The 16,788-nt window shown below is 73.5% G+C and carries 17 protein-coding genes; 12 read left to right on the forward strand and 5 right to left on the reverse strand.

Annotated elements, in window-relative coordinates; all coding sequences use genetic code 11:
* Positions 1–105 precede the first annotated feature (105 nt).
* The 3 genes from MUB56_RS15150 to MUB56_RS15160 are packed head-to-tail and all read left to right on the forward strand — an operon-like array spanning position 106 to position 1,694.
* A complete protein-coding gene (locus tag MUB56_RS15150) occupies positions 106–369 on the forward strand; it encodes a phosphoribosyl-ATP diphosphatase (RefSeq protein WP_244927855.1) in 264 nt (87 codons plus the stop codon).
* A gap of 22 nt (positions 370–391) precedes the next feature.
* Positions 392–1,240: an ATP phosphoribosyltransferase gene (gene hisG, locus MUB56_RS15155; protein WP_244927856.1), complete on the forward strand. Its 849-nt coding sequence runs from the start codon at positions 392–394 to the stop codon at positions 1,238–1,240.
* Positions 1,224–1,694 carry a PH domain-containing protein gene (locus MUB56_RS15160; RefSeq protein WP_244927857.1) on the forward strand — a complete coding sequence of 157 codons (471 nt, stop codon included), beginning with the start codon at positions 1,224–1,226 and terminating at the stop codon, positions 1,692–1,694. The genes hisG and MUB56_RS15160 overlap by 17 nt, the downstream gene beginning before the upstream one ends.
* A 72-nt stretch (positions 1,695–1,766) precedes the next feature.
* Here the strand turns inward: MUB56_RS15160 and MUB56_RS15165 are convergent, their stop codons facing one another.
* From MUB56_RS15165 to MUB56_RS15180, 4 genes are all read right to left on the reverse strand, one after another.
* A complete protein-coding gene (locus MUB56_RS15165; protein ID WP_244927858.1) occupies positions 1,767–2,693 on the reverse strand; it encodes an aldose 1-epimerase family protein in 927 nt (308 codons plus the stop codon).
* A 109-nt stretch (positions 2,694–2,802) separates the two neighbouring features.
* Positions 2,803–3,342 (reverse strand): 4-amino-4-deoxy-L-arabinose transferase, encoded by a 540-nt coding sequence (locus MUB56_RS15170; RefSeq protein WP_244927859.1) that lies wholly within the window; start codon positions 3,340–3,342, stop codon positions 2,803–2,805.
* Positions 3,320–4,540 (reverse strand): amino acid deaminase/aldolase, encoded by a 1,221-nt coding sequence (locus tag MUB56_RS15175; protein WP_244927860.1) that lies wholly within the window; start codon positions 4,538–4,540, stop codon positions 3,320–3,322. The genes MUB56_RS15170 and MUB56_RS15175 overlap by 23 nt, the downstream gene beginning before the upstream one ends.
* Complete coding sequence (locus tag MUB56_RS15180; RefSeq protein WP_244927861.1) at positions 4,540–4,971, reverse strand: hypothetical protein; 432 nt, start codon at positions 4,969–4,971, stop codon at positions 4,540–4,542. Before MUB56_RS15180 ends, MUB56_RS15175 begins: the two co-directional genes overlap by 1 nt.
* A 68-nt stretch (positions 4,972–5,039) precedes the next feature.
* Here MUB56_RS15180 and MUB56_RS15185 point away from each other — a divergent pair, with 68 nt between their 5' ends.
* The 6 genes from MUB56_RS15185 to MUB56_RS15210 all read left to right on the forward strand — a co-directional run bounded on the left by MUB56_RS15185 (position 5,040) and on the right by MUB56_RS15210 (position 9,208).
* Positions 5,040–5,564 (forward strand): SseB family protein, encoded by a 525-nt coding sequence (locus tag MUB56_RS15185; RefSeq protein WP_244927862.1) that lies wholly within the window; start codon positions 5,040–5,042, stop codon positions 5,562–5,564.
* A gap of 351 nt (positions 5,565–5,915) precedes the next feature.
* Positions 5,916–6,581 carry a translation initiation factor IF-3 gene (gene infC / locus MUB56_RS15190; RefSeq protein ID WP_348536729.1) on the forward strand — a complete coding sequence of 222 codons (666 nt, stop codon included), beginning with the start codon at positions 5,916–5,918 and terminating at the stop codon, positions 6,579–6,581.
* A 73-nt stretch (positions 6,582–6,654) separates the two neighbouring features.
* On the forward strand, positions 6,655–6,849 hold the full coding sequence (rpmI, locus tag MUB56_RS15195; RefSeq protein WP_056862815.1) for a 50S ribosomal protein L35: 195 nt from the start codon (positions 6,655–6,657) through the stop codon (positions 6,847–6,849).
* 96 nt (positions 6,850–6,945) lie between these two features.
* Complete coding sequence (gene rplT / locus MUB56_RS15200; protein WP_244927863.1) at positions 6,946–7,332, forward strand: 50S ribosomal protein L20; 387 nt, start codon at positions 6,946–6,948, stop codon at positions 7,330–7,332.
* Positions 7,329–8,123 (forward strand): RNA methyltransferase, encoded by a 795-nt coding sequence (locus MUB56_RS15205; RefSeq protein WP_244932418.1) that lies wholly within the window; start codon positions 7,329–7,331, stop codon positions 8,121–8,123. Before rplT ends, MUB56_RS15205 begins: the two co-directional genes overlap by 4 nt.
* A gap of 26 nt (positions 8,124–8,149) precedes the next feature.
* Positions 8,150–9,208 (forward strand): ATP-binding protein, encoded by a 1,059-nt coding sequence (locus MUB56_RS15210; protein ID WP_244927864.1) that lies wholly within the window; start codon positions 8,150–8,152, stop codon positions 9,206–9,208.
* On the opposite strand, the gene MUB56_RS15215 is transcribed toward MUB56_RS15210, so the two are convergent.
* Positions 9,171–10,052, reverse strand: a complete 882-nt coding sequence (locus MUB56_RS15215) for a DUF817 domain-containing protein (RefSeq protein WP_244927865.1) — start codon at positions 10,050–10,052, stop codon at positions 9,171–9,173. The genes MUB56_RS15210 and MUB56_RS15215 overlap by 38 nt on opposite strands.
* Before the next feature lie 31 nt (positions 10,053–10,083).
* Here MUB56_RS15215 and pheS point away from each other — a divergent pair, with 31 nt between their 5' ends.
* Genes pheS through MUB56_RS15230 form a run of 3 tightly spaced genes read left to right on the forward strand, consistent with a single transcriptional unit; the run spans position 10,084 to position 16,787 of the window.
* Positions 10,084–11,190: a phenylalanine--tRNA ligase subunit alpha gene (gene pheS, locus MUB56_RS15220; RefSeq protein ID WP_244927866.1), complete on the forward strand. Its 1,107-nt coding sequence runs from the start codon at positions 10,084–10,086 to the stop codon at positions 11,188–11,190.
* Between the two features lie 2 nt (positions 11,191–11,192).
* Complete coding sequence (gene pheT, locus MUB56_RS15225) at positions 11,193–13,676, forward strand: phenylalanine--tRNA ligase subunit beta (RefSeq protein ID WP_244927867.1); 2,484 nt, start codon at positions 11,193–11,195, stop codon at positions 13,674–13,676.
* A gap of 3 nt (positions 13,677–13,679) precedes the next feature.
* Positions 13,680–16,787, forward strand: coding sequence for a BTAD domain-containing putative transcriptional regulator (locus MUB56_RS15230; protein ID WP_244927868.1), 3,108 nt, complete (start codon positions 13,680–13,682; stop codon positions 16,785–16,787).
* Position 16,788 lies beyond the last annotated feature (1 nt).

Raw genomic sequence — 16,788 nt, forward strand, 5'->3', positions numbered from 1 at the left:
AAGCGCGCGGGGCCCATGGGCGTGACCGTATCAGCGCGGGAGCCGCGCCTCACTCGGCGGTCCCGCGCGACTAGACGTCGGTGGGACGGCCTAGAGTTCCCGTCTGTGAAGACGTTCGACGAGTTGTGGGCCGAGCTGAGCGAGAAGGCCCGGACCAGGCCCGAGGGGTCGGGGACGGTGCGGCAGCTCGAGGCCGGCGTCCATGCGATCGGCAAGAAGCTGGTCGAGGAGGCCGCCGAGTCCTGGATGGCGGCCGAGCACGAGGGCGCCGAGCGGGCGGCCGAGGAGATCAGCCAGCTGCTCTACCACGCACAGGTGCTGATGCTCGCGACCGGCATCGAGCTCGACGACGTCTACGCCCACCTCTGAGCACCTCTCTGAGAGACCTGACATGTCCCTGCTCCGCATCGCGATCCCCAACAAGGGCTCGCTGTCCCAGGCCGCCTCCGAGATGCTCCGGGAGTCCGGCTACCGCCAGCGCGAGGACCCCAAGCAGCTGACGTTGACCGACACCGAGAACGGTGTCGAGTTCTTCTACCTGCGCCCGCGCGACATCGCGCTGTACGTCGGCGAGGGCACCCTCGACATCGGGGTCACCGGACGCGACCTGCTCCTCGACTCCGGCGCCAAGGCCGAGGAGGCGCTGAGCCTCGGGTTCGGGCGCAGCCGGTTCCGGTTCGCCGGGCCGAAGGGTGCCTTCACCGACCTCGCCCAGCTGTCCGGCGCCCGGATCGCGACGTCGTACGTCGGGGTCGTGCGCGCCTTCTTGGAGGAGCGCGGCATCGAGGCCAGCGTGGTCCGCCTGGACGGCGCGGTCGAGACCAGCATCCAGCTCGGGGTCGCCGACGCGATCGCCGACGTCGTCGAGACTGGCAGCACCCTGCGCCAGGCCGGCCTGGAGGTCTTCGGCGAGACGATCTTGGAGTCCGAGGCGGTGCTCGTGACCCGCAGCGGATCCGTGCCGTCCGGATTCGACGTCTTCAAGCGGCGCCTCGAGGGCGTGCTCGTCGCCCGTGGCTTCGTGATGATGGACTACGACATCGAGGAGTCCCGGGTCGCGGCGGCCGTGCAGCTGACGCCGGGGATCGAGGGTCCGACAATCTCGCCGCTGCGCCGTGAGGGCTGGGTCGCGGTCCGCGCGATGGTCCCGCGAGACGGCTCGCAGCGGCTGATGGACGAGCTGTTCGAGATCGGCGCCCGCGGCATTCTGACGACCAAGATCGATGCCTGCCGACTCTGACCCGGCGCCCGAGGTCGCCGTGTCCCTGCCGCACACCTGGCGGCCGCTGGGTCCCCGGATCGCCGGCGCCGCCGGTGGGTCGCTGCTGCTCGCGCTCTTCCTGGCCGCGTGGTTCGCCTTCGACGACGAGACCCGGGCGCGCTTCACGGTGTTCCAGATCGGCACCCTGGTCCTCCTGTGGCTGGCCGGCGCCGCTGCGATGAACGCCCTGGTGCGCTCCCGCGTGGTGGCCGAGCGGGAACGACTGGTCGTCGTCAACGGCTACCGGCGCCGCGAGCTGGACTGGGCCGAGGTGGTCGCGGTCCGGCTGCCCCCGGGCGCGCCGTGGGTCACGCTCGACCTCGCCGACGGCGACACGCTGGCGGCGATGGGCATCCAGGGCTCCGACGGCGACCGCGCCCGCCGCGCCGTACGCCAGCTCCGGGCCCTGGTCGACCAGCCCCCGAACCGCTGACCCACCCCGACGATGTCGCGACCGCCGCAGCGCTAAGCGACAGCTCTCACCGCAGCTTCTGACACGGCACCGTCAACCAGCGTCGCGAACACCCCAGGTCGCCGACAGCTCGTCGTCGGGGCTGCCGGCCGGGCCCAGGATGACCAGGTCCTCACCGGAGCGCAGCGCGTCGGGCGGCGCCGTCATCGGCTCCACCGCGATCGAGCGGCGCGCCGTGGCCGGCACGTCGTCGGCGGTGTAGAGCAGCAGCCACGGGTGGTGCTCGTCGACCCACAGCACGACACCGAGCCCGGAGGACGGGTCGCGCAGCACGGTCGTCGCCACCCCGCGGTCGTCGCGCTCCAGATCGGTGAACGTGTCGTTGAGGGCCACCGCGCGCAGCGGCCGGGCCACCCGGAAGTCGTACGCCGTGCCGTCGACGGCCTCCCGCCCGGTCGGGAGCAGCCGCTCGGGGTCCGTGAGCAGCCGGGTGGCGGCCGGCATCGTCAGCTCCAGCACGTCGACCGGGCCGGCGCCGAGGGCGAGGTAGGGATGCGCGCCGCTGGCGTACGGCGCGGGTGCATCGGTGGTGTTGGTGGCCGTCTGGGTGACGGTCAGCCCGTCCGCGGAGAGGTCGTAGACCACGCTCAGGTCGAGCGTCCACGGATAGCCGGTCTGCGCCATCAGCCGGTAGGAGAGGGCGACCGAGTGCGCGGTGTGCTCCTGGACGGTCCAGGCGACCCAGCGGGCCAGGCCGTGCGAGGCGTTGTGCCGCTTCGGCTCGGTCAGGGCGAGCTGGTGCTCGGCACCGCCGAAGGAGTACCGCCCGTCCCGCACCCGGTTGGGCCACGGCGCCAGCAGCTGGCCGCGACCGCCGTACGACGTCTCGTGCTCCTCGAAGCCGTCGACGAGCGCGCGGCCGCCGTACGTCAGCAGCCGCAGCGCGGCGCCGCTCTCGGTGACGACCGCGCGGTAGCCGCCCGCGGCGATCTCGAACTGGTCACCGCTCGGAGGAAGCATTGGGACACCCTATGGTTCGGCGCCTCGACGCCCGCCGTAGGTCCGCCGCCTGGCCCAGGCCGTGTCTCCAAAGTCGGATTTCCTGCTGCGCGGACTTTGGAGACACGGCCTAGACGTGCAGGTCGGCGGCCAGCCGGGTGCCCTCCGCTGCGAAGTGCTCGGTCTCGTCGGCGACCCAGGCGGCCAGGTACGGCTCGACGCCGGCGCCGTCGCGCTCCACGACGCGCCGGAGCCGCTGGTCGTCCGGGGCGCTGACCCAGACCAGCACCGTGCGGTACGGCGCCAGCAGCCGGGTGCCGGCGCCGACCCCTTCGAGCACCAGCAGCGGGGAGCACGGCACCTCGACCCGGTCGGCGTACCGCCCGGCGTGCCAGTCGAAGCGGAGGTACGACGAGTCCGCGCCGCGGGAGAGCGGTTCGATGAGCGCCGCGAGTCGCGGGGGGAGGGTCGGCAGTCCGCCCCAGCCGTCGAGCAGCTCGTCGGTGTTGACGACGACCGCGCCCGGGGCCAGCGCGGCGATGCCGGCGGCCAGGGTGGTCTTGCCGGAGCCGGCGGGGCCGTCCACGCAGATCAGTCGCCCGGCCCCGAGGCTCGGCGCGCGGTCGCGGGCGAGCCGGAGCGCGGCCTCAGAAGGCGAGACCGTGGCCACGGTAGGTGGTCGCCGTACCGGTCAGGTCGTCGCCGGTGAGCAGGTGTGCGGTCGTGGTGTGCTCGAAGAGCTCGCCGGCCTTGGCGTGGCGGAACCACACCAGGTCGCCGACCTGCAGCATCCCCGCGGTGCTGCCGACCAGCGGGGTCTGCACCTCGCCGGCGCCCTCGAGCGTCGTGAGCGCCAGTCCGGCCGGCGCCCAGGGCGTCGGCAGCCGGTCCGGGCCGGCCGGACCGGAGGCGACCAGCCCGCCGCCGTGCACGGTCGCGATCTCCGCGGTGGGCCGCCGGGTGACCGGGAGCCCGAAGAAGGCCGCGGGCCGGGGTGCGAAGGAGCGGTAGTGGTCGAAGAGGGTCGGCACCAGCAGCCCGGAGCCGGCGGCGATCTCGGTGACGACCGGGTCGGCGCCCGAGGACTCCACCGACCCCGAGCCGCCGGCGTTCCAGAACTCCAGGTCGGTGATCTCGGCGAGCGCGTCGGCGACCTCGCGACGTCGGCGGGTCAGCTGCGCGACCGAGGCGGTCTTCAGCCCGCGCACGATCAGCGAGCGCGCCCGCGCGGTGGGGACGACGTCCTGCAGTCCGGCGACCTGACCTTCGTAGGTCATCACCCCGACGAGCCGGAAGCCCGGCCGGGCCGCGATCGTGCGGGCGAGCTCCAGCACCGGGGGAGTGTCGTGCAGCGGGGATCGCTTGGGCCCGACGTGCCGGCCCCGGAGCCGGAGCCCGGCGTCGACGTCGATCGCGACCCGGATCGGCACCGCGGTGGAGGAGCGCACGGAGTCGACCACGTCGAGATGGGCGACGTCGTCGACCATGAGCGTGATGTGGGCGGCGGCCCGGGGCGACGCGACCAGCTCGGCGAGGGCCCCGCGGTCGACGGAGGGATAGGCCACCACCAGGTCGTCGGTGACCTCCTGCTCCTCCAGCCACAGCGCCTCGCGGACGGTGAAGGCGAGGATTCCCTCGAACCCGTCGCGCGCCAGCACCCGGCGCAGCAGGTCGGGCACCCGGACGGACTTCGAGGCGACCCGGACCGGTTTGCCCGCCGCGCGCCGGAGCAGGTCGTCGGCGTTCGCGTCGAAGGCGTCGAGGTCGACGACCGCCAACGGGGTGGGCAGCGGCGCGCCGTACCGGGCGACGGCGCCGTCGAGTCGCGCCCAGAGCCGGTTGCGCTCGATCGCCGAGTCGCCAGGCATCAGGAGATGCCCCGCTTGCGCAGCAGTGCCTCGATGTCGGCGAGGTCGTCGTCCTGGACCGCGGGCGCGCCGCGGTCCGCCGGGCTCACGGCCTTCGGCGTACGACGTCCCTTGCGCACGGCGGGCCGGCCCCCAGTGCGGGCGTCGATCGCACGCGCGACGACGAACGCGACCACCGCGACGCCGGCGACGACGATGCCGAGCCAGACCTTCGGGCTCAGCGCCATCGAGCCGACCCAGTCGCCGATCGCGTCGACGATCCGGGTGAACATCCGAAGGGTGTTCGTGAGGTACGCCGCCAGCGGCAGCAGGGTCACCCCGATGCCCCGGATCCCGGAGGCGACACCTCGGCGCCGGAAGGCGTACCAGGTCCAGATCGCGCCCAGCACGGTCAGGCTCAGGGTCAGTGCGGCCCAGCTCGCGTCGTCCACACCGCCAGCCTCCCACAAGGCGCCCGGCCCTGTTTTGTGCACGGTGACGCACGCGAGAGGATGGGCCCATGGAGCAGGCAGAGGGCGCCGGTCGGGAGCTGCTGGGTCCGGCGTACCCCGACGACACCGGCGCGGTGCCCGACGAGGTGGCGGCCGCGCTGGCGGCGTACGACGCGGCGCCGGGCGACGCGAGGGCGTACGCCGAGGTGATCGCCGCGCTGCAGCGCAGCCGGCTGCTGGTTCCGGTCGTGGCGGTGCTCGGCGAGGTCGAGGTCGACGAGAACGGGCTGGCCCGGGACAAGTCGAGTGACATGGCCGCGGTGCTGATCACGGGCGCGGACGGGAGGCTGGCCCTGCTCGCCTTCACCGGCGTCGAGCCGATGGCCGCCTGGGACCCGGCCGCCCGGCCGGTGCCGGTGCTGAGCCAGCTGGCAGCGCAGTCGGCCATCCAGGAGGGCGCGGCCGCGCTGGTGGTCGACCTGGCCGGTCCGGTGCGCTTCGTGGTCGAGGGCGAGGACCTGCGCGGCCTGGCCGCCGGGTGGGTGCTGGCCCAGGTCGGGGACCGACCCGCGTGGGTGCGCCCCTCCGATTAGCCGCCCCCGGAATGTTCGGTTAACCTTGGGTGTTGACCGATCAGTTCCTCGTGCCGCAAGGCGTGGGGAGCCGATCATCAAGCGGAGGACAGGCAACATCGTCTCCCACCCGCATCGACCGCCGCCTCACGCTTCATCGGGGCACAGGTCGTCGGGTCCGGTCCCGAAGGTTTCCACCAGGTGCTCGTCATCCGGTGGCGGTCCTCGGTGGTGCGATCACCTCGCGGTGGCGTGTCGCGACTGGCTTCCGCTTGTGACAGCGGAAGCCTTCGTTGATTTCGGGCCTCAACCCGAGACGGCGAGACACCCGGCCACCTGACCACTGGAGGACACATCAGCACCGAGCTTCGTATCAACGACCGGATCCGGGTTTCCGAGGTCCGCCTCGTTGGACCCAGCGGCGAGACCGTCGGCATCGTGCCGACGGCCGATGCGCTGCGCCTTGCCCAGGAAGCCGACCTCGACCTCGTCGAGATCGCGCCCATGGCCCGCCCGCCGGTCTGCAAGCTCATGGACTACGGGAAGTTCAAGTACGAGAACGCCCAGAAGGCTCGCGAGGCCCGTCGGAACCAGACGAACGTCATCATCAAGGAGATGAAGCTTCGTCCGAAGATCGACGCGCACGACTACGAGACCAAGAAGGGTCACGTCGTGCGCTTCCTCAAGGCCGGCGACAAGGTCAAGATCACGATCATGTTCCGTGGCCGCGAGCAGCACCGCCCCGAGCTCGGCTTCCGGCTGCTGCAGAAGCTGTCCGAGGACGTCGCCGAGCTGGGCTTCGTGGAGTCCTCGCCCAAGCAGGACGGCCGCAACATGATCATGGTGCTCGGCCCGCACAAGAAGAAGGCCGACGCCAAGGTCGACGCCCAGGCCGCCAAGGAGTCGCGCGCCGCCGAGCGTGCCGCGGTCCAGGCCGAGGAGCAGGCCGAGCGCGACGCCGCGCACGCCGCAGGTCCGGTCGCGCAGAAGAAGGAGCGCGGTCGCTCCGAGAATCTCGATCCCGAGATCGAGGCCTGAGCCGCTCCACCCCCCCAGACATCCCATCGGCGCACCACCGTGCCGCCGGCAGGACGACGAGAGAGAGATAGAGATGCCGAAGAACAAGAGCCACTCCGGTGCCGGGAAGCGTTTCCGCGTGACCGGGTCCGGCAAGATCCTTCGCGAGAAGGCCGGCAAGCGCCACAACCTCGAGAAGAAGGCCTCGAAGGTGACGCGTCGCCTGACCGGGACCGTCGAGGTCGCCAAGGCCGACGTCCCCCGCGCGAAGAAGATGCTGGGTCTCTAAACGCACAGGGGGCTCCGCCCCCGTGGCCCCCGCTGGGGCTTCGCCCCCGTACCGGGGCTCTCCCGAACTGAACTTTGAGCACCAAGGAGTAAGACAGTGGCACGCGTCAAGCGGGCAGTGAATGCCCAGAAGAAGCGCCGGACTACCCTCGAGCGCGCAGCGGGCTACCGCGGCCAGCGCTCGCGGCTGTACCGCAAGGCCAAGGAGCAGGTCACCCACTCCCTGGTCTACAGCTACAACGACCGGCGCAAGAACAAGGGCAACTTCCGCAAGCTGTGGATCCAGCGGATCAACGCGGCGGCTCGCGCCCAGGGCATGACCTACAACCGGTTCATCCAGGGCCTCGGCCTCGCCGGTGTCGAGGTCGACCGCAAGATCCTCGCCGAGCTGGCCGTCAACGACGTCGCCGCGTTCAACGCGCTCGTCGAGGTCGCCAAGGCCGCGCTGCCCGAGGACGTCAACGCGCCCAAGGTCTCGGCCTGAGCACTCCTCTGACGGCGGGCAACTCCCGCCTCAAGGACACACGCAAGCTCAGCCGCCGTTCGGTACGCACCGAGCGGCGGCTGTTCCTTGCCGACGGCCCGAAGGCCGTCGAGGGCGCCCTGTCGGTTCCTGGGTGCGTGGTCGAGATCTTCGCGACCCCCGCCGCCACCGAGCAGTACGCCGACCTGGCCGCCGTCGCCGGTGACCTGCCGTGGACGCTGGTCGACGACCGGGCGCTGGCCTCGCTCAGCGACAGCGTCTCGCCCGCCGGTGTCGTGGCGCTCTGCCGCCACCTGGACCGGCCGCTGGCCGACCTCCTGGAGACCCCGCGCCGCCTGGTCGCGCTCTGCGCCGACGTACGCGACCCCGGCAACGCCGGCACTGTCGTGCGGTGCGCGGACGCCGCCGGTGCCGACGCGGTCGTGCTCGCCGGCAGCTCGGTGGACGCCTACAACCCCAAGACCGTGCGCGCCAGCGTCGGCAGCCTGTTCCACGTCCCGGTCGCCGTCGAGCCGGACGCCGCCGCCGCGGTCCGGGCTGCCCGGGCCGCCGGGCTCACCGTGCTGGCCGCCGACGGTGCGGGCGAGGTCGATCTCTTCGAGTCCGACGAGCTGCTCGCCCGCCCGACCGCCTGGCTGTTCGGCAACGAGGCGTGGGGCCTGCCCGAGGAGCTGGCCGCGCTCGCCGACCACCGGGTCCGGATCCCGATCCACGGCCGGGCCGAGAGCCTCAACCTCTCCACGGCGGCCGCGCTCTGCCTCTACGCGTCCGCCCGCGCCCAGCGCCGCTGACCCGCGGCGCCCGTAGGGTGACCGGCGTGCGCCCCCCGACCGATGCCCAGGCCCTGGCCGATCTGCTCCCGGACGCGGTGCTGGTCGCCGGAGCCGACGGCGTGCTCACCCTGGTCTCCGTCCCCGCCGCCATCATGCTCGGCACCCGTGCCGACGCGGCCACCGGACGCCAGCTGAGCGAGGTGCTGGCCCTTCAGGACACCGACGGCCACAGCTGGTACGACTGGAACCGGCCGTACGACGGGCTCGCGACCCGCACCGGGGTGCCCGAGCAGTCGTGGGTGCTGCCGGACGGCACCGAGGTGCTGGTCACCGCCCGCATCCACCGCCCGGCGCTGGACCAGCCGGTCTCCGGGGTGGTGGTGAGCATGCGCTCGGGCCGCGGGCGCGCGCGGCTGGACCGGGAGCGCTCCGACCTGGTCGCGACCGTCGCCCACGAGCTCCGCTCGCCGCTCACCGGGGTGAAGGGGTTCGTGCAGGCCCTGCTGAACCGGTGGGACAAGCTCAACGACGAGCAGAAGAAGCTGATGCTCACCACCGTGTACGCCGACTCCGAGCGGCTGAGTCGGCTGATCGCCGAGCTCCTGGACGTCGCCCGCATCGACACCGGCCGGCTGCAGCTCTACCCGCGGCCCGCCGACGCGGAGGCGCTGGTGCGCCGGATCGTGGAGTCCGTGTCGGCCGGCACCGCCACCCCCGTCGAGCTCGAGGTCGGCCCGGGCCTGCCCGAGATCACCGCCGACCCCGACAAGTTCACCCAGGTCGTCACCAACCTGGTCGAGAACGGGGTCCGGCACGGCGAGGGGACGGTCCGCGTCGCGCTCCGGGCGCTGCCCGACGACGCGGAGTGGGCCGGGGTCGAGGTCACCGTCGACGACCAGGGGGAGGGGATCCCGGCCGAGCTGCGCCGCCGGGTGTTCACCAAGTTCTGGAAGGGCGGGGTGCGCGGCGGCTCGGGGCTCGGCCTCTACATCGTGCACGGCCTGGTCCGCGCCCACGGCGGCACGGTGCTGATCACCGACGCCCCCGGTGGCGGCGCCCGGATCGTCACCGGCTGGCCGGCGCAGGACCGTCGCCAGGACTGACCGGCACCTCGCTCACGTGGTGCAGCACGCCCTCGTACCTCTTGACGGTCGCCACCAGCACGAAGCTCATCGTCACCAGCAGCGCCCAGGCCCCGATCTTCGAGGCGTGCACGACGTGCCAGACCTGCTCCTGGCCCGGATAGGCCCAGGCGTCGAGCAGGGTCGCGAGGTTCTCCGCGATCCACAGGAACAGCCCGATGAGCAGGAACGCCAGGGCCAACGGCATCCGGTGGCGCGCACCCCCGACGGTGAAGTGCACCCAGGTCCGGCGCAGCACCAGCAGCCCGACCACCGCGAGCGGCAGCCGCGCATCGACGACCCAGTGGTGGGTGAAGAAGTTCGCGTAGATCGCGACGGCGACCAGGGTCACCGGCACGGCGGGGTAGTGGCTCACCCGCAGCTGGAGCCGGCGCCACGCCTGGCAGATGTAGGAGCCCACCGCGGCGTACATGAAGCCCGAGAAGAGCGGTACGCCGGCCACCTTCGTCAGCGCGTCGCCCGGGTAGGACCACGAGCCGACGTGCACCTTGAACAGCTCCAGGCCCAGCCCCAGCAGGTGGAAGGCGCAGATGACGAGCACCTCGCGCCAGCTCTCCAGGCCGAGCCACCACAGCCCCAGGGTCACGGCCACGCACCACACCAGCATCGCGTCGTACGACGCGAGCGGCAGCGGCACCACGAAGCAGACCAGCAGGCCGGCGAAGACCGCAGCGGCGAAGACGCACGACTGCAGCTCCAGCCAGCCGAACCGCACCAGCTGGACGAGTGGGTACGCCGGGAACCGGTTCGCGCGTCCGGTGGACGGCTCCCTACACTCCCGGGTGAGGTTCGCCTCGGCATTCACACAGACATTGACGCACGAGAAGAGGCCCGAGTTGTCCGGCCCGAACACCGACTACGACCCCGTGGAGGTCACTCCCTTGAAGCCCGAGGAGGTGGAGGCCGCCCGGGACGCCGCTCTCGCCGCGATCGCCGGAGCCGCCGACCTCGTCGAGCTCAAGCAGGTGCGCATCGACCACACCGGTGACCGGTCGCCGCTGGCGCTGGCCAACCGCGAGATCGGCGCGCTGCCGCCGCAGGCCCGCAAGGAGGCCGGCCAGCGGATCGGCCAGGCGCGCGGGGCGGTCAACAAGGCGCTCGGCGAGCGGCAGGCCGTGCTCGAGGTCGAGCACGAGGAGCGGATGCTGGTCGAGGAGACCGTCGACGTCACGCTGCCGACCGACCGGGTGCCCGCGGGCGCCCGACACCCGCTGACCACGGGCGCCGAGCGGATCGCCGACATCTTCGTGGCGATGGGCTGGGAGGTCGCCGAGGGCCCGGTCATCGAGGCCGAGTGGCTCAACTTCGACGCCCTCAACCTCGGACCCGACCACCCGGCGCGCACCATGCAGGACACCTTCTGGACCGAGCCGGCCGACAGCGGCATCGTGCTGCGCACCCAGACCTCCCCGGTCCAGGCCCGCACGATGCTGACCCGTCAGCCCCCGATCTACGTCGTCTGCCCCGGGCGGGTCTTCCGCACCGACGAGTACGACGCCACCCACAGCCCGATGTTCCACCAGGTCGAGGGGCTGGCCATCGACGAGGGCATCACGATGGCCCACCTGAAGGGCACCCTCGACCAGTTCGCGCGGACCATGTTCGGCGAGGGCATCAGCACCCGGTTCCGGCCGTCGTACTTCCCCTTCACCGAGCCGTCCGCCGAGGTCGACCTGGTCTGCTTCGTCTGCCGCGGCACCGGTGCCCTCGACGGCGCCACCTGCCGCACCTGCCGCGGCGAGGCGTGGATCGAGTGGGGCGGCTGCGGCGTCGTGAACCCGCGGGTGCTGACCGCCTGCGGCGTCGACCCGGAGCGCTACACCGGCTTCGCCTTCGGCATGGGCATCGACCGCACCCTGATGGTGCGCCACGGCATCGGCGACCTGCGCGCGCTCTTCGAGGGCGACGTCCGCTTCACCACGGCTTTCGGAACGGAAATCTGAGCATGAAGGCATCCCGATCCTGGATCGAGGAGTACGTCGACCTGCCGGACGGCGTCACCACCGAGCGGCTGACCGACCGGTTGACCGACGTCGGCCTCAAGCTGGAGGCGATCGACCGCGCCGGTGACGCGATCACCGGCCCGCTGGTCGTCGGCCGGGTCCTGACGATGGAGCCCGAGCCGCAGAAGAACGGCAAGACCATCAACTGGTGCACCGTCGACGTGGCCGACGCCAACGGCACCGGCGAGCCGCAGGGCATCGTGTGCGGGGCCCACAACTTCGCGCCCGGCGACCTCGTCGTCGTGGTGCTGCCGGGCGCCGTGCTGCCCGGCGACTTCTCGATCTCCGCGCGCAAGACCTACGGCCACCTGTCCGCCGGCATGATCTGCTCGGCCCGCGAGCTGGGCCTGGGCGAGGACCACGACGGGATCATCGTGCTGCCCGAGGGGGCCGGTGAGCCCGGCCAGGACGCCTTCGGCGTGCTGGGGCTCGACGAGGAGGTCATCGAGCTCGAGGTCAACCCCGACCGGGCCTACGGCCTGTCGCTGCGCGGGATCGCCCGCGACGCCGCGCTGGCCTTCGACGCGCCGTACCGCGACCCGGCGCTGCGCGAGACGCCCGCCGCCAACGCGGACGGTTGGCCGGTGGAGGTCGAGGACGCCGTCGGTTGCCCGGTCTTCGTGGCCCGCCAGGTGACCGGCTTCGACCCGAGCGCGCCCACGCCCGCCTGGCTGGCCGAGCGGATCCAGCACGCCGGCATGCGGCCGATCTCGCTGGCCGTCGACGTCACCAACTACGTCATGCTCGAGACCGGCCGGCCGATCCACGGCTACGACGCCGACAAGGTGCAGGGCACGATCCGGGTACGCCGGGCGCGCGCGGGGGAGCGGCTGACCACCCTGGACGGCACCGAGCGGGAGCTCTCGCCCGAGGACCTCGTCGTCACCGACGACTCCGGCCTGATCGGCCTCGGCGGCGTGATGGGCGGCGAGACCACCGAGATGTCCTCGACCACCACCTCGGTGCTGGTCGAGGCGGCCCACTGGGACGCCACCGCCATGTTCCGCACCGGCAAGCGTCACAAGATCAGCTCCGAGGCCGGCAAGCGCAACGAGCGGGGCGTCGACCCGACGATCTGCGAGGCCGCCGCCGACCGCGTCGTCGAGCTGCTCGTCGCCCACGGTGGCGGCACCGTCCACCCCGGCGTCACCGTGGTCGGCACCCCGCCCGCCCCGACGACCATCGAGATGGCGACGGACCTGCCCGCGCGGGTCACCGGCATCGACGTCGCCGCCGCGACGACGGTCGCCGACCTGGAGGCGGTGGGCTGCACGGTCGTCGTCGACGGCGACCGGCTGACCGCGACCGCGCCGCCGTGGCGCCCCGACCTGACCGACCCCTTCGACCTGGTCGAGGAGGTCGCCCGCGTCGTCGGGTACGACGCCGTGCCCTCGGTCGTCCCCACGCCCACCGCCGGTCGCGGGCTGACCCGCGAGCAGCGGCTGCGCCGCCGCGTCGGTCGCACCCTCGCCGGCGCCGGCTGCGTGGAGGTCGTCAGCTTCCCGTTCGTCGGCGAGGCCACCTTCGACGCGCTCGGCCTGACCGCCGACGACCCGCTGCGGCACACCGTCGGCCTGGCGAACCCGCTCTCGGCGGAGGAGCCGGCGTACACCACGACCCTGCTGCCCGGACTGCTGAAGGCGGCGGCCCGCAACCTCGGTCGCGGTGCCCCGGGCGTGGCGCTCTTCGAGACCGGCACGGTCGCCTTCCCGGTCGACAACGGCCCGGCGCCGATCTACGGCGTCGAGTCGCGTCCCAGCGACGACGAGCTGGCCAGGCTCTTCGCCGCCCTGCCCGATCAGCCGCTGCACCTGTCGGCCGTGCTGGCCGGCGAGCGTGAGCGCGCCGGCTGGTGGGGCGAGGGTCGGGAGTCCGGCTGGGCCGACGCGATCGGCCTGGCCCGGCGACTCGCCCGCGAGGTCGGGGTCGAGCTGGTCGTCGAGGCGGCCGTGCGGATGCCCTGGCACCCCGGTCGCTGCGCGCGGCTGCTGGTCGACGGCCGGCCCCTCGGGCACGCCGGCGAGCTGCACCCGAAGGTCGCGAAGGCGTTCGGGCTGCCGGCCCGGTCCGCCGCCCTCGAGATCGACCTGGACCTGCTGATGCGCCATGCCGTCGACGTGACGGCCGGACCCGAGGTCTCGGGCTACCCGGTCGCCAAGGAGGACGTCGCCCTGGTCGTCTCGGACGCCACGACGGCGGCCGCGGTGGAGGCAGCGCTGCGCGAGGGCGCCGGCGAGCTGCTGGAGTCACTGCGGCTCTTCGACGTCTACACCGGCGAGCAGGTCGGCGAGGGGCACAAGTCCCTGGCCTTCGCGCTCCGCTTCCGGGCGGCCGACCGCACCCTCACCGACGAGGAGGTCGCCGCCGCTCGCGACGCCGCGGTCGCGCTGGCCACGGCACGGACCGGCGCCGCCCAGCGGGCCTGACCGGTGGACCTGCGCCTGCTCGATGCGGTGAGCTGGCGCGGGTCGCCGGTGGCGGGCGAGCGCGCCCAGGTGCTGCTCGCGGCGCTGGCGCTCGCCGAGGGACGGGTGCTCTCCGACACCAGCCTGGTCGCAGAGATCTGGGGCACCGACGACGAGCCTGCGCACCCGACCAAGGCGCTCCAGGTCGTCGTCTCCCGGGCCCGCAACCAATCGGCCCCCGAGGTCGTGGTCCGCGCCGGGCACGGCTACCGGCTCGGGCTGCCCGGGGCCGCGGTCGACGCGCTCGCGGTGCAGCAGCACCTCGCGGCCGCCCGCTCGGCGTACGCCGCGGCGCAGCCGGCGCTCGCCGAGCGGGAGGCGGCCGCCGCGCTCGTCCCGGTGGCGGCTGACGGCGCCGGCGCGCTGGGAGCCGTGCGTGAGCGCGCCCGGGCGTCGATGGCCGAGGCCCGGGCACTGCGGGGCCGGGCGCTCTCGGACCTCGGACGCCACGACGAGGCGCTGCCCGGGCTGACCGCGGCCGTGGCCGAGGCCCCCGGCGACGAGGCGCTGCTGGTGGCGCTGCTGCGCAGCGAGGCGGCGGTGCGGGGCGCGGCAGCAGCCCTGGACCGCTACGAGCGGCACCGCGCGGCCCTGCGCGACCGGCTCGGCACCGACCCCGGCCCCGATCTGCAGAGCCTGCACGCCGAGCTGCTGGTCCGCGACCACCCCGTCCGCGAGGGACTCCGGTACGACGCCTCGCGGCTGATCGGCCGTGACGACGATGTCGCCGCCCTGGTCGGGATGACCCGGTCCTCGCGGCTGGTCTCGATCGTCGGGCCCGGCGGTCTGGGCAAGACCCGGCTCGCCCACCTGCTCGGGCGGCTGGCCGATCAGCCGACCGTGCACTTCGTCGAGCTGGTCGGCGTCACCTCGCCGGACGGGGTCGCCGCCGAGATCGGCGACACCCTGGGCGTGCGCGACTCCTACGTCGTCCGCGCCCACGAGTCGGCCCGGCGCACCGACCTGCTCGGGCGCATCGTCGACCGCATCGGGACCACGCCGTCGCTGCTGGTCCTCGACAACTGCGAGCACGTCGTCGACGCGGTGGCCGACCTGGTCGCGCTGCTGCTGGCCCGGACCCCGCACCTGAGCGTGGTCACGACGACCCGGGCGCCGCTGGGGCTGGCCGCGGAGCGGGTCTACCTGCTGCCCCAGCTCGGCGCTGACGACGCGATCGAGCTGTTCCGCGAGCGGGCCACGGCCGCGCGCCCCGGCGTACGCCTCGACGACGTGGAGGTTCGTGCCCTCGTGGAGCGCCTCGACGGGCTGCCGCTGGCCGTCGAGCTCGCCGCGGCGCGGGTCCGGGCGATGTCGGTCGCAGAGATCACCCGCCGGCTCGACGACCGGTTCGCGCTGCTGCGCGGAGGCAGCCGGGACGCGCCCGAGCGGCACCAAACCCTGCTGGCGGTCATCGACTGGTCCTGGGCCCTGCTCCCCGAGGCCGAGCGGGCGGCGCTGCGCCGGCTGTCGGTCTTCCGCGACGGCTTCGGCATCGACGGCGCGACCGCCGTGGTCGGGTCGGTCGAGGCACTCGACCTGGTCGCCCGTCTGGTCGAGCAGTCGCTGGTCACCGTGCACGAGGGCGAGGAGCTCCGCTACCGCCTGCTCGAGACGGTGCGGGAGTTCGGCCGGCTGCGGCTCGTCGAGTCGGGGGAGCAGGCTGCGGTGGAGGCGAGGCTGCGGGGCTGGGCGGCCGGTTTCGCCGAGGAGCTCGCGCCCCGGCTGTTCACGCGCGGCCAGGTCGCGATGATGGCGGCCCTCCGCGCCGAGGAGGGCAACCTCGTCGACGTCCTGCGCCGCTCGCTCGCCGATCGCGACGCCGAGGCGGTGGTGCAGCTGGCCGCCGCGCTGATGGGGTTCTGGTCGGTCGAGGGCGCCCACCTGAAGGTCGTCGCGATGGCCCCGGCCGTCGAGGAGCTGCTCCACGGCGCCGCGCTGCCCGAGGACCGGCACGACATCCTGCGGGCGGTCCTGTCCGCTGTCGTCGTGAACTCGATGATCTTCGCCGCCGAGGTCTCCGCGCTCGCGATGGACCGGCTGGCCGAGCTCGGTCCCGGCACCCAGCCCCAGGTCGCCGGCCTGGTCCGCGCCCTGCTGCTGAGCGGCGGGGCCGAGGACGACCAGGAGGTCCTCGAGACGCTGTGCGACGACCCCGACCCCTACGTCGCCCGGATCGCGTTGCAGTGGGCCTGCCAGATCTACGAGAACGCCGGGGAGATCCGGCTGGCCCGCGAGCGCGGCGAGCGGGCCCTGCGGATGTGGGACGCCGCGGACGGTCCCTGGGGCCGGGCCCTGACCACGGCGCAGCTGTCGGGCCTGGCCCTGGCCGCCGGTGACCTCACCGAGGCGTCTCGCCTGGCCGCCGAGGCGCTGCCGGATCTGGTCGCGCTGGGGGCCCGGGAGGACGCCGGGCAGGCCCGGGCGGTCTTCGCCGTGGCGGCGCTGCGCGAGGGACGGACCGATGAGGCCGAGCAGATCATCGAGGAGATCGCCGCGGACGGCGGTGCGGAGTCGCTGATGGGCGGCTCACTCGTGGTGCTGTGCGGGCGGGCGGAGATCGCCCTCGCCCGGGGGCGGGTGGCCGACGGGCTGGCGTCGTACCGCACCGGTATCGCGGAGCTCGCCCACCGTCCTGTCCCCGGGTCGGTGCCCGCCTCGGTCTCGCCGTGGGTGCTCTTCCCGAGCGCGGCGGCGCTGTGTGCGCACCTCCGGCACGGGCAGCGCGACCACGCGGTCGCCCTGCAGCACGACCTGCGCGAGCGGTGCCTGGCCACCCTGGACGCCGGGGCGCCGCACCTCGACTACCCGGTCATCGGCTCGGTGGTCTACGCGCTCGGGCTGTGGGACCTCACCCGCCCGGAAGGCGTCGGGCCGCACGCGGTCGAGCTGCTGGTCGCGGCGGACCGGTTCGCCTACAACCGGATGCTGCCGAGCCTGGACTGGGCGTACGCCGCACAGTGCGCCGAGGACCTGGTCCCCGGCGCGCTGGCGGCGGCGCGGGCGGCGCTCGGCGAGCGTCGGCCCCACGAGCTGCGCGACGACGTACGACGCCTCGTCGCGCAGCTCGGCTGAG

It is taken from the genome of Nocardioides sp. W7, from assembly GCF_022919075.1.
Classification (GTDB): Bacteria; Actinomycetota; Actinomycetes; order Propionibacteriales; family Nocardioidaceae; genus Nocardioides.